16 protein-coding genes are annotated in these 12,092 nt (G+C 54.0%); 2 read left to right on the top strand and 14 right to left on the bottom strand.

What is annotated here, in order from left to right; all coding sequences use genetic code 11:
• Positions 1-13: 13 nt before the first annotated feature.
• Complete coding sequence (locus D8767_RS10620) at positions 14-721, bottom strand: LexA family transcriptional regulator (protein WP_121757729.1); 708 nt, start codon at positions 719-721, stop codon at positions 14-16.
• Between the two features lie 88 nt (positions 722-809).
• On the opposite strand from D8767_RS10620, the gene D8767_RS10615 reads away from it, so the two are divergent.
• Together D8767_RS10615 and D8767_RS10610 are read left to right on the top strand one after the other, a co-directional pair.
• Complete coding sequence (locus D8767_RS10615) at positions 810-1,121, top strand: DUF6124 family protein (protein WP_016711549.1); 312 nt, start codon at positions 810-812, stop codon at positions 1,119-1,121.
• Positions 1,122-1,559: 438 nt separating this feature from the next.
• Positions 1,560-2,075: a DUF4880 domain-containing protein gene (locus D8767_RS10610; RefSeq protein WP_016711550.1), complete on the top strand. Its 516-nt coding sequence runs from the start codon at positions 1,560-1,562 to the stop codon at positions 2,073-2,075.
• Between the two features lie 422 nt (positions 2,076-2,497).
• On the opposite strand, the gene D8767_RS10605 is transcribed toward D8767_RS10610, so the two are convergent.
• The 13 genes from D8767_RS10605 to D8767_RS10545 all read right to left on the bottom strand — a co-directional run bounded on the left by D8767_RS10605 (position 2,498) and on the right by D8767_RS10545 (position 12,082).
• Positions 2,498-3,517 (bottom strand): IS630 family transposase, encoded by a 1,020-nt coding sequence (locus D8767_RS10605; protein WP_016711551.1) that lies wholly within the window; start codon positions 3,515-3,517, stop codon positions 2,498-2,500.
• A gap of 151 nt (positions 3,518-3,668) precedes the next feature.
• Positions 3,669-4,940 (bottom strand): hypothetical protein, encoded by a 1,272-nt coding sequence (locus tag D8767_RS28670; RefSeq protein ID WP_155738425.1) that lies wholly within the window; start codon positions 4,938-4,940, stop codon positions 3,669-3,671.
• A gap of 141 nt (positions 4,941-5,081) precedes the next feature.
• The gene (locus tag D8767_RS10595; RefSeq protein WP_080578073.1) at positions 5,082-5,561 is read right to left on the bottom strand and encodes a hypothetical protein; all 480 of its coding nucleotides are present in this window, start codon (positions 5,559-5,561) and stop codon (positions 5,082-5,084) included.
• An 84-nt stretch (positions 5,562-5,645) separates the two neighbouring features.
• Complete coding sequence (locus D8767_RS10590; RefSeq protein ID WP_016711553.1) at positions 5,646-6,092, bottom strand: hypothetical protein; 447 nt, start codon at positions 6,090-6,092, stop codon at positions 5,646-5,648.
• Positions 6,082-6,801 carry an oxygen-regulated invasion protein OrgB gene (locus tag D8767_RS10585; protein WP_167470813.1) on the bottom strand — a complete coding sequence of 240 codons (720 nt, stop codon included), beginning with the start codon at positions 6,799-6,801 and terminating at the stop codon, positions 6,082-6,084. The genes D8767_RS10590 and D8767_RS10585 overlap by 11 nt, the downstream gene beginning before the upstream one ends.
• Positions 6,773-7,345 (bottom strand): hypothetical protein, encoded by a 573-nt coding sequence (locus tag D8767_RS10580; protein ID WP_016711555.1) that lies wholly within the window; start codon positions 7,343-7,345, stop codon positions 6,773-6,775. Before D8767_RS10580 ends, D8767_RS10585 begins: the two co-directional genes overlap by 29 nt.
• Positions 7,329-8,051, bottom strand: a complete 723-nt coding sequence (locus D8767_RS10575) for an EscJ/YscJ/HrcJ family type III secretion inner membrane ring protein (protein WP_016711556.1) — start codon at positions 8,049-8,051, stop codon at positions 7,329-7,331. Before D8767_RS10575 ends, D8767_RS10580 begins: the two co-directional genes overlap by 17 nt.
• Positions 8,048-8,356 (bottom strand): type III secretion system inner rod subunit SctI, encoded by a 309-nt coding sequence (gene sctI / locus D8767_RS10570; RefSeq protein ID WP_028699025.1) that lies wholly within the window; start codon positions 8,354-8,356, stop codon positions 8,048-8,050. Before sctI ends, D8767_RS10575 begins: the two co-directional genes overlap by 4 nt.
• A gap of 68 nt (positions 8,357-8,424) precedes the next feature.
• On the bottom strand, positions 8,425-8,685 hold the full coding sequence (locus D8767_RS10565) for an EscF/YscF/HrpA family type III secretion system needle major subunit (RefSeq protein ID WP_016711558.1): 261 nt from the start codon (positions 8,683-8,685) through the stop codon (positions 8,425-8,427).
• Between the two features lie 16 nt (positions 8,686-8,701).
• Positions 8,702-9,868, bottom strand: a complete 1,167-nt coding sequence (locus D8767_RS10560; RefSeq protein ID WP_177412718.1) for a PrgH/EprH family type III secretion apparatus protein — start codon at positions 9,866-9,868, stop codon at positions 8,702-8,704.
• 94 nt (positions 9,869-9,962) lie between these two features.
• Positions 9,963-10,643 carry a winged helix-turn-helix domain-containing protein gene (locus tag D8767_RS10555; protein ID WP_080578074.1) on the bottom strand — a complete coding sequence of 227 codons (681 nt, stop codon included), beginning with the start codon at positions 10,641-10,643 and terminating at the stop codon, positions 9,963-9,965.
• Positions 10,644-10,854: 211 nt separating this feature from the next.
• Positions 10,855-11,136, bottom strand: coding sequence for an acyl carrier protein (locus tag D8767_RS10550; protein WP_016711560.1), 282 nt, complete (start codon positions 11,134-11,136; stop codon positions 10,855-10,857).
• Positions 11,129-12,082 carry an IpaD/SipD/SspD family type III secretion system needle tip protein gene (locus tag D8767_RS10545; RefSeq protein ID WP_028699022.1) on the bottom strand — a complete coding sequence of 318 codons (954 nt, stop codon included), beginning with the start codon at positions 12,080-12,082 and terminating at the stop codon, positions 11,129-11,131. The genes D8767_RS10550 and D8767_RS10545 overlap by 8 nt, the downstream gene beginning before the upstream one ends.
• Positions 12,083-12,092: the final 10 nt, after the last annotated feature.

The following is a 12,092-nucleotide window of genomic DNA, read 5'->3' as shown; positions in this document are numbered from 1 at the left end:
CAGCCCCTTCATTCTAGAAGGCACCGTGCACTCGCACGACCACTCCGAGAAACTCGCAACCTTCTTCACAGAGCAGCGTCGGGTAGTTGTTATTGAGGGCCTTCAGGTACCGCTGCCCGCCGTCCTCAACCAACTCGCGAAAAATCGCGGGTTTGCCCGGCTGACGAGCGATAACCAAACGCCCCGCCTCAACCTCCACCCCAGGATCAACCAGCATCCGCATGCCCTGTGGCACACTGCGACCACTGACGGCGCTCATCGCGTCGTTCTCAACTGTCAGCCAGAATGCTTTGCCTTGGGCTAGGTAATCCGTCTGTTCGAACACGCTGGGCTCCACAGCATCTGTAGCACCCAACTCACTCCAGTCCTTGACCGGGTAGCGGAAACACACGATGTACTGCATGAGGTCCAGGTCGTCCTCGGCATCATCCACCCCGTAGGCGCCACGCTCCTCGCCAACCTGGCCCTGAATGCGCAGCTGCAGACTGACGTTGTAATGGGGCATGCCAATCTCGACAAACGTGCGGTTCATCGACTCGATCTTCGGCTGACGCCGCTTGTTCACCCAATGCCCCACACTGCCTTGAGACACACCAACGCGCTCGGCAAGCTGCTCTTGGGTGAGCCCTAGCTCCTCCATCCGGTCGCGGACGAGGGCAATCCATTTATCCATATTCATCGCTGGCACGATACGGACTGCCTTCAGGCGCTCAATAAACATTCAGTATTATTTATCTCAACGCATAAAAATACTCTAGGTATTAGTATCGGGTTCACCCCTTTCCTTACTGGCTCTAGCAGGTATCAGGATGAAACCATCGAAAAACGACGAAACAGATCTCGACAGCGAAGCAGCCCGTCGCGCGCTCGACTACTACCTCAACCCCAACCCGCCACGCCCCACGCTGGACAACAAGATCTGGACCTTGCACGAGGGCGTAACCGGCGACCAGGCCCAGGAGCACGCCATCGCTCTGCTGCGCTGCGCTGCCGCCACCGCCCAGGAAACAGCCACCCACCAGCACGGCAGCCAGCGCGAGCTGACCTTCGCCCTGATGCACATGATGGACATGGCCCGCGCACTGCTGGAGCACAAACGCGCCGCAGAACCGGGTTTATAGGCAAGAAAGAAGGGAGAAAACGTGATAGCCGCGTATCGGCAAAGGCCCCGATTGCCGGGACAAGGAAGCGCATCGGTAAAACTTTTTTACCGAAAGGACGAAAATTCATTTGACTGGCAAATGATAACGATTATTATTGCACTCAGCTGATCGCAAGATCCGCTGGATAACCTGGAGCTTAGGTCGCTCTCAGATTATCTCCTCATCAGGCTAATCACGGTTTTTGACCCGGCTTTTTGCCGGGTCTTTTTTTTGGCTCTTCAGGCTAATGAAGATCGTGATGGCGCGCATGATAGCAAAGGTGTTTCAGGGCGTGAACGCTCATTACAAAACTTTGCGGAATCAGCAGTTGAGAATCAATCTCGTTTCGTCTACGCTGATCACGCATCAAGGAAGATGCCCCCATCCCCTCCCCCTTTGTAGAGCAAGGAGCTGTCCATGACCCGTCTGCTACTGCCCCTTGAGCACCCAGGCCCGGTTGCCGCACATGATGCCGACCACGCCCTGCTGCATGCCCTGAAACGGCTGCCCCGGCGCGTACAGCAAGTGTTCCTGCTCAACCGCCTCGACCAGCTGGGCTTCGCCGCTATCGCTGCCCGCCTGAACCTGCCATTGGCCAGTGTCGAGCGGAACATGGAACAGGCGCTGCAGGCCGGCCGCTCGCGCCGGGATGTGCTGGCGAGTGTTGCCGGGCAATGGTATGTGCGCTTGCAAAGCCCACAGGTGACGGCTTGCGAGCGGATCGACTTTCGTCGCTGGCTGGATGCAGACCCGGCAAACTTGCAGGCGTTTCACGAGACGGAGCTGCGCTGGCGCAGCCTGCTGGCACCGGCTCGGCAGCTTGGCCACGACGGCTGGTACCGGCAAGGCCGGGCGGCGTTGTCGCTGGGCGGTTGTTCGGTTGCGGTCGGGCTGGGTGTGGCGGCGTTGGTGCTGTTTGGTTTCTGGGCTTGATCACCTCCTTAGGCTCTGTAAGAAGAGAAATGCTGGAAACACCGCATGAAACAAGCCAGCGAGACCATGGGGTGTTTGAAGGCGGGCCTGCAATCGCGGCTGAAAAAGCACCGCTATGAGCTTTTTATGAAAGCGGGTCGTTCGACTTCGATGCATCTTAGGTCCTGTGTGAAAAGTCTGAAACGAAGGTAAGGCATGGCGAAAACAGCCGAGGCGCGGCCGGATTTCGCCCGACTTTACGGGTTGCAAATGAACATTCCGAGGCTGCTCTAAACGCAGCATCACCGAGTTCAAGGCTTTTCACACAGAGTCTACTGCCCCCTATTCCGAACAGACCTAGTGTGGTGTTTCAGAAATACCACTGAAAATCATTTGCCCAGCGCTCGCGCCGCGCGAGCGACTGAGGCAAGGATGTCCTCGGCCTATTTGTGCCACCGAAATGGCTTCGGGTTCTGGTTGTAGGTTTCCAGATAGTGCTCGATCGACGCCTCCAGATCCTTAACGCTGACATGTGCCTGCCGCTTGATCCACCTCTCGCTCAGCGTTGAGAAAAACCGCTCAACCAGATTCAACCAAGACGCCGAGGTAGGCGTGAAGTGGATGTTGTAGCGCGGTCGCGCCGCAAGCCACGCCCTGACTTTGTCGGTCTTGTGAGTCGCGTAATTGTCCATGATCAGATGGATCGGCATATCGGCAGGCACTGACACATCGATCTCCCTTAGAAAGGCGAGGAACTCAATACTGCGATGTTGTCGTTTGAGTCGGCCAATCACCTCACCGGTTGCCACATCCAGGGCCGCGAACAGCGAGGTCGTTCCGTGTCGTTTGTAGTCATGTGTGCGGGTTGCAGGGTTACCTGGAGAGAGCGGTAGGCCAGGCTGTGTGCGGTTCAGCACTTGGATCTGGCTCTTCTCATCAACGCAAAGCACCAAGGCTCGTTCGGGTGGGTTCAAGTAGAACCCAACGATGTCGTGAACCTTGTCGACAAACAACGGATCAGTGGAAAGCTTGAAGGTCTTTTCCAAGTGCGGCTTGATCCCGAACGCGTGCCAGATGCGCATCACGCTTGCAGGAGAGAGGCCCGTCTCACGACTCATCCGTCGCGTGCTCCAATGACTGGAATCGTCGGGCTTACCTTGCAGCACTTGGTTTACCACTTGCTGAACTTGCTCATCGGAAATGGTGCGAGGCCGGCCAGAGCGCGGTTCATCGTTCAGCCCCAGCAGCCCCAACTTAGAGAAGCGCTGACGCCACCGTGACACAACATCCTTGCTCGTCCCCAAGCGCTGAGCGATGTCATTGCCTGACTCGCCTGCGGCACAGGCGAGGATTATCTCCGCACGCAGCCGAGCGTCTTGAGCGCCTTTACGGAGCTTGATGCGGCGTAGCAGCTCTGACTTTTCGGTTTCGGAAAGGGTAATGACGGTTGCTGGTCGACCCATGTCGATGGCCTTGGAGAGTTGGCTTCTACAGAGCCTAGCTCAGATTTTCAGCGGTATTTCTGAAACATCACACTAGATCTGCACAGTCAATAGTCACATACAAGGCTCCACTACTATAAGTGACACCTCATGTGCCCAGCAATAGGCTTAATCACTCCCGGAGAGGATCGCGCCCTTTCAGTTTGAAATGGCCATTATCATCTTTAAAATATCCTCCAACATATTCAAATTTTACCGAATTCTCTCCTCCTAATTCTGCGACCATATCTATAGGCTTTTGCTGCTCCAAACCTTTCACCGATTGTGCACGTTCGTAAATCAAATCAAATATGTCATCATGTGATTCCAAATGCTTAATTACATCATCTAAACGAAAGCTTTTCGTTGCTTCCCTTGGGGCCATTTCTTGATTTAGGCGAGAATGCAAGTGCAGGGTAGTGGTAACTCTAGCATATGGCATATGAAAGTATTGATTGAGTTTATCTTTCGTCGCATCGAAGCCAAATTTTTCTTCGAAGAACCGCTGGCTATCAGCTTTTAATTGTTTTAGCTTGGGCAAATCCTCCTTAGTCAAGTCAAGAGGAGTCGCCAAATACTTCTGCCCAATAAGCTGACCTGATTCAATCTGTAAACGCTCTGCTTTATTTTTTGCGAACCGAGCATCCTTGATTTGAGCAGCGCCAGCTGTTGGGGTTGAACTTGGCTCAACATGTTCCCCAGACAGCTTAAGCTGTTGATGTTTTGCAGCAACCTGTCTAAAGGTAGCGTAGGAATAATCATTGATTGTTCTTTTCTTTGTTTCTGCATCCACAAACGACCTTGGATGAACAAACCAACTCAAAAATGACACGCCACCCTCTTTGTGCTTCTGCTCCATAGGATTCGAAATAATATCATCGAGATTATTGACCTTATTGGTTGGATCGACCTGAGTGAAAAAATTTTTGCTACGATGAGCAACTTGCGTTGGAGCCTTAACATATGCATCCATCCAGCGAGTATCATAACCTGACGACAACGCGCTCTCTTTTTTGAGAAAATCTGGTACCGATTGGTTCGCACGATACGCATCTCTCAATCCTTTCAATTGAGTTCTTGCCGTCTCTCTATCGTCACTCAGCTTCATCAGATAGATACTCGGTGTATAGGCATACTTCTCCTCATCTCCCGGCTTGAACATAAAGCTACCATTTTGACTAATGTTTCCACGAGCTTGGTACTGATTTTTCTCTTCTTTCGCTGGAGAAGCAAAGTACTGAGCTAATGTACCAGGAGGAAATGACAAATGTTTTTGACTTGTGTTAGACACTTTTTTTACTGGCAAGCTCAAAGGCGACAACGAATCTGAACCACTACTTCCTTGCAAAGCAGCGCTAGCACTATTTGCTGCCAGATAGGAACTCACAAACATTGAGTATTGCATAAAAGCCCTCTTTATACATGTTAATTACAACATCAAAAGCAGAAGACGAAAAATTAAAACTTGCTTATGCGCCCGCAAGTTCTGAAAACCAAGGGTTCGCCTTGACTTTCAGTAGCCGGCACCCGCATTAAACATATAACCTCATCGGCAGCCATCTATAATTTTGAGCGCACCATGAAAACCATGTAAAATCTCATTGAACTTATTCTCAATCAATGCACGCGGATTAATTAATGCCTTTAACTCAAAACCATCACCACACTTACCCAATGTTAAATGACCCGTTTCAACGCACTCCACTACGGTTGTAATAACAGGCATAATGCTCCTGGCATTGTCTATCAATAGATCCTCGCCCATCGGGACAAACGACCAAACAAAGAGACGATCGTCGACCAGAGAAATATTAATAGATGGACCTTCATCTAAATCAATGGTTATGGTTGAATGCGAGTCGAGACCGTGCAGCAATTGATCTGAGACTCCCAACTCAATTAACGCATCGCAAACCAACGAGCTAAGCTCGCGATGAATATTCTGCGAGAATGATAATGGGCTATAGGTTATGGATTTCAACGATCTACGCCAAGCGCCGGCCTGATGATCGCTTTTTTCGCTCATGGTATCCCCTTCAAAAACAACAGCTCAGGCTTTTATATATAACAAAAGAATCGCCAAACATCTTACAAAAAAAGCTTATTTAGATTACCAACTGACATTCTCGCGACTGTCTTCGTCCTCAGATGGCTTGAACACCTCCTGCATAAACTCCTTGACGAACATATTGGCCGATGAAACCGATACCAACGCAGCTCTTATCTCCTTGTAAGTCTCACTTTCTTCCAAACCTTGCTCTTTCATCCGCACCATCACCTGCGTCAACGCATCCATTTGCTTCTGTGTCGTTTTATAGGGCAGCTCGCCACCGGCATTCGCGTATTGTTTCAAGTAACGCTGAATACTGCCCGGTGAGGGTGCCGTGGACGCTATCCACTCCATGAACGCGCCGTAGAACTGGGCAAACTCAGGATCCGGATCAACGCTGGTTTCCGCGCCCTGAAGCCCCATGCGCTGGTCCAGAGGCACAATCGTCTCGGCGCCTCGATGCGGGGCCTGGCCGGGACCTGCAAGCGAGTAGTTATCAATGTTCATCGCTGTTATCCGACTTCGAAATATTCATCGCGCTATAGCCTTCCTTGTTCAGGTCGGCAGCCCAATTGACAAACACGTTCTTCGACGCTTCATCGAGCTGCCGCACACTCTCCGGTAACTGCTTGAGCTGGGCGATCAGACGCGGCGACAGGCGCTCCTGAGAGGCGCCGATATCAAGCTCGACCACCTGATCCGCGAGGCGAAACAGGTAACGTTCCTGGGCATGGAAACGGATATCCACCCGCTCGACACCCAAGCCCTTCAACCTGGTGTTCAGCGCCATCTGCCCGGCCTTGCACCGCAGCGGCAGCATGATCTGCAGCGGCTCCCGGCCTTGGTCTACCCACCCCGAATGCCAACGCTGCAGCAGCGCATCAAGCAGACGGTCGTCCATCAGCAAATCCCCCAGCAATGACCGGGCGGCCTGTACAAGCTCTGCCTGCAACGCGCTTGCCATCACTCGCGACTGCAGTAAAAGCCCGCTCACGTCAGCAGCGGCTTGCAGCACGCCTTGGGAATAACCGTCCTGAAAGGCGTTCGCACGAACACTGTCTGCCTCTTGTTGCGCTTCTGCCATACAGGCCTTGGCGCGCTCGCGGGCTTGCTGCATCAACAACCGACGATTACGCGCAGCCGTGCGTTCTTCATGCCTCAGCAGCAGGGCATCCGTCGAAGGAATGTCAGCAAGCGTTCTGATGGATTCGAGCATGTTGTACCGCCAGGATGAAAAGTGACGAATTCGGCGCCAGGATCGGCAAGGTTTGCTGCAACTCGACCACTCGCGGCGAGAACTGCAAGAACAGACGCTGCATGAGCGCATCCGGGATGTATTGATGCCAAGCTGCCAAGGCAGCGAGCCCCAGGGCGTCGAGCGATGGCTCAAGTCCTTGCGCTTCGCTGATCACGACCGCTGGCCGATTGCCCAGGTTGATGCGGGCGAAGGCTCTTGTCGGAACATCGAGCTCACGCATGCGCGCCCCGCGAGCCAGTTGCGGCCACATCAGGTGCGCCCCCATAAGGCGGGCGACTGCGGGCAAATGCTGCCAATGTGCGACCCAGCAATCAGTCCATGGATTGCGCTTGAGCTGTTGCGGATCGGGGCAACTGAGTGCCAACCCTCTTAGCAACGATTGGTTGAGCAGCGCGCGGGCTGCCGGCTCGCCAAACAGCGCTGGCACAACACCCCGGTGAGGATGCAGATAGTCCAGCGGCTGCTGGAGGATGGCGCGCAGCGCTTCAGTCCCGCGAAGCATGCCCGATCTCTTTCGACTGTCGATACCGCATGACCCAGTACGCTAGCGCAGCCAGAATGCCTAAGACGAACACGCCATAGAGCCAGGTAAAGGCGTAAGTGCGAGGCTCCGGGAAGGGGGCGGCATGCTGAATTAAAGCCCGCTTGGACAAGACCACCGAAATGTGTTCGTAGTCCACGGCCGAGAAACTGTTCTTGAGAAAACGCTTGATATCGCTGATCAGTAGCTGTGGCTCGCTGTCACGCTCATACACCACCAACGCCGAGACATGGATGGGTGCTACCTTGCGACCGCTTTCTCCGGTCTCCAGGTCGTAACTCACATGTACCCGTGCTGAAACCACACCCTCCAGGGTATTCAACGACTGCTCCAGGCGCTGCTCCAGCGCACTGTACAGACGCGCCTTCTCGGCTCGCGGCGAAGCGACCAGAGAGTCCGCAGGAAACATCTGGGCGATTTCAACACGCGGCCTGGAAGGCAGCGAATACAGGGCCAACAGGTCGACCGCCGCCGCGAAATCCCCTTGCGCGATTTGCACCGAGTATCCGGTCTTACCGTTATCCACTTTGGTCGCAGTGATGTTATTGCGCTGCAGTACCGAAATCACTTCATTGACCTGCTGTTGGTCAAGGCCCTCAAGCAAACTCGGTTGTCGACAGCCAACCAGCATCAAACAGAACAGCGCAAGCCAGGCAAATACCTTCATGACGAACGCAACAAGGTTTCGGCCGTTGTCACTGTTTTACGGACCAGGACGTTGAGTAAGGAGACATCGATGTTGTACTGCGCAGTGAGCAGCTGCAATTCGCTCAACACTTCCGGGTTGGTGATATCCGGGCGTTTGAGCATGGCAGTGATCCTTGCATGATCACGCTCGGTGCCCACAGCGGAGCTGGCGAAACTTTCGATCAAACGACCCTCCAGGGAAACCACTGAGCCAGGCTCGGGACGCGCCAATTCGGCCATCCGAAGCGGACTCAGGTTCACTGACGTCAGGGAAGAAACAGACATAGGAACCCCACAAGAACAGTGCCCGGCTGGCATATGAAATTCCTGCCAGCCGAGCGGAGACGCAAGGCTTAACGCGCGGCGGAAACTATCGCCGTGTCAATTTCCTTGAAGCCCTTGATCGTATTGGTCGCAACGTTACGGAACACGTTGTAGGAAGAGAATGCAGCCTGATAGGCCGCCAATAGCGTGGGGTCCGACGCATCTTCATGCAATGCGGCCAGTGCCTCATCGAGTTTGGTTTTGAGACCGGTAGCGCCGTCCTCGAAGCCCTGAGCCTGTCGACCCAGGAAGTCATCATGAAACTCAATAGGATTTGAAACCGTACTCATATATCAACCGTTATTATCAAAGGGATTTAGGAAAGTACCAGGATGACGGCGTCATCTTGATGTAGCCCTGAGGGCCGTACTGGAACGACTTGCTCTTCAGCCAGTCATCTTTGAGCTCGATTGCGAAATGAACGTATCGCGCACCCCATTGGCGACCGAACGCTGCGACAAAGTCACCCAGTGCCTGTAACTGCGCGTCCTCAAGGCTGCCCTCGACCGTAAAGGTCACATCGTCAGCACGCTGGTGCCGAGTAAAGGGCAATGCCAAGCGTTGCAAGCCTTGCTCGGCCAGATGCAGGAGTTCGTCATCGTCACGTTGTACGATCTTTATTTCGTGAGCGTAGGGCGCGACGGCGACCAAAGCGCTCTCCAGGCGACGCTGCAATCCCGCGGACAGCACGCTGCGCTGGCGACTGATCCATAACTGCGGAACCACCGGATCACTGAGGTCCATACGGTGAAAGGCGAGTTGTGGCGCCAGGCTGGACACTAAACTCTCCAAGCGGTAGCGCTCGTCCTCTGTGGTCATCACCTGAGTCGCCGAGTACCCATTGCGCACCAATACCTGCCTTCCCCATGCGGCATCGCGCTCGGAGTGGGCGAAGACGTAAATCGCCTGGTCGCGGCCGTACAGGGCGACCATGTTGTTATTACCCCCGGCAATCAGCGCCTCAACATTCGACACAGGGGTGGAACTCGAAGCGTACCAACCGAACATGGCCAAGCCAGCCATTATTACCAGCACCGCTGCAACAGCCACTCGCCGCGAAACGATAACGGGCATCCGAGCCGGCTCAGGCCCAGCAAGCACAGCTGCCCCTTGTACCAACAACTCGCTCCGCCACGCTTCATCGAATGGGCGTACGGCGATTAGCAACTCCGATATATGCTCCAGAGACTGGAATGGTATGGGCCGCTCAACCACACCTTCGTCGCCCAGGATTCGCACGACACACTCCGCGCGGTCATCATCCCCAAGCAAGACCTCAAAGTTGCATCCCCCATACGCCAGCGGAATGTAGATGGCATCTTCCGGAACACTGAGCGGATGTTCAATCGAGCAAAACTTTGCCTCGGAACCAACGACAAAAAGAGTACGCTGCTGCGCCAGATCAAATTCGCAACCCTGCAGCGGGCCGTTGAACACCCTCAGGACGCATTGCGTTGCAGGAGAGTCCTGCATGCTGTTCACCACTTGGTCTAACTCTATGAAAAGCGCCTACCGCTTCGGCGTGCGATCAATGATAGGGCGTGGAAGGTAGAGAATCCTGATCAGATTATGAGGAACATCTGTTGCAAGCGATCAGAATCCGGCTAGAAGAATGCCGGTCACCGGCTTCGAACCAGCAACGAACACTGAGATAATGTTCACGTGTTATTCGCTCGACTTTCGACAGGTAATCATCGGAAGCTTGCGCATTAGCTGTAGGCCCCGCCGGCATCACACAAACACGCCCACCAAATGCGGCGGCCAATCGGCGAACCTCTTCGCACTGCATTTCCAGGGCACACTCATCATCCTGCGCCAGCAACGGCAAGACTAATAACGAGGGCACCGATGAAGGCGCCCCCCCTCGTTCGACGACCTCCCCAACAAAGCGATAACCCTTGCCATAGACCGTCTTGATATAGTCATTTTCACGCCCCAGCAACTTGCGCAACGCATAAATGCAGCGGGTAAGGGACTCCTCGGCCACGTCGCAGTTGGGCCACACCTGGTCCAGCAGCCAGCCCTTGGGAACTAGCGATCCCGCCGCTGCCAACAATAGCTGTAGTACATGCAATTCCTTGGGTGGAAGATGTAGTCCGGTACCGTCACGCAGAAGTAACCCATCCTCCTGCAATATCCATTGGCCAAACACAAACGACCGCCCTGGCAATTGATCAGTAACCCCTTCCATAACGCAAATTGCCCCATCCCAATGCGATGAATATGCCGTGACATTGGCGGAGTTCATCCGCACCCGGCGTGAGTGACCAACTATAGGGGAAGTGATACCTACGATATTTGAGATTTCTCTACAAGAAGCTAGAGACTAATCCGCATTATCCAAGGAAAGGCTCTAATTCACCATTGAGTCGCCGACGCATACCGTGTGCGGCATATTAGAGATATCTTGCCGAAAAATGGCTACGCACCCTTACCAGTGCGCACGTTCGGGAGAGTGCTCAGACAGACGCCTGAGCGATTGCCTTATGAACCACGCGATAAAGATCCTCCACGTTACGAATACTGGCCAAACCCTCTGGAAGCAGTTCAATACCCAGGACATAGTTAATTTCCAAAGCAATATCCAGAAAATTCAACGAATCCGCACCGAGCTCCTCCACCAAGCGGGCGCTTGAGGTAACGGCCTCGACATCGACCACGAGTTTATCAGCGAGAATTGCGACAATAACGGTCTCGATTTCAAGCTTCATCATTTGCTTCATAACGACGACGTCAGCCAATCCCGCTCGCGAGCGCCTTGAGCATCTCTGCATACTGGCTCAATTGCGAGGAGAGAATCTTGTTGAAGTTCTCGTGATACGAGTTGGCGTTACCGTACTTGGTAGTGAATAACTGTAGCTGGTTCTTCAAATCGCCTTCCTGGCTGTTAAACCCGGTTTGCCAAGCCTGGAATTTCGCGGTATCCCACTTCACGGTACCGTTGGGAGCCGCTGCGATCATTGCATCCAGCGGTGACAAGTCCATCATCACTCGATAACCACCCTGGCCATCAGGCTGCACACATGAATCGGGCAACCCCAAGGCCTTGGCCCACTTCTGTGCCTCCTCCTGTGTCGCAGACCCCGAAACGGGATAGAGGACGCCATCCGGGGCTTGCTGGTACTTATTACGCAACGCTTCTAACGCAGCGCGCAGTCCCCCGCTGATTTCGACTTCCTTACCGTCCGACTTACCCGTAATCCAGTCCCCCATCTTCGCCATGATGGTTTCGTTGAATTCCTTGTAGAAGTCCGAGTATTTGGTCAGCAGCGCTTCGTAGATCGCCAGGTATTCGCCCTTGATAAAACCGATCATCGCCAGCAATTGCTCAAAAAAATCGGCGCTGCCACTGAACGGGTTCAACGCATTGCGAGCAGCTTCTGGCGCCAACGGCAAATCGCCTATTTTCTTGAGTGTCTCATCCTTCCACTCCTGGATGTCAGGGCTAGCAGGGTGGGCAAGGGCTGCCCATTTGCGCAACTCGGCTTCCAGCAAATGCCCCTGAACCTTATTGGGCTTTACGGTTCCGAGCACTGCAGTGCCTAACCGGGACACTACCGACTGCGTCAGCCGTTCAGCCGCCGACAGGCGCGGACGATGCTCGACCTCAAGACTGCCAACCTTTTCATCCGCCGGCTGATCGATACGCAGCGCAATGGCAGGGTAGGCCCTTGTGACAATTTCCATGATTTGCCTC

It is taken from the genome of Pseudomonas sp. LTGT-11-2Z, from assembly GCF_003691445.1.
GTDB classification, from domain to species: Bacteria; Pseudomonadota; Gammaproteobacteria; order Pseudomonadales; family Pseudomonadaceae; genus Aquipseudomonas; species Aquipseudomonas monteilii.
Note: the sequence above shows the minus strand (reverse complement) of the source record. Positions and strands in the feature narration are given on the sequence as shown.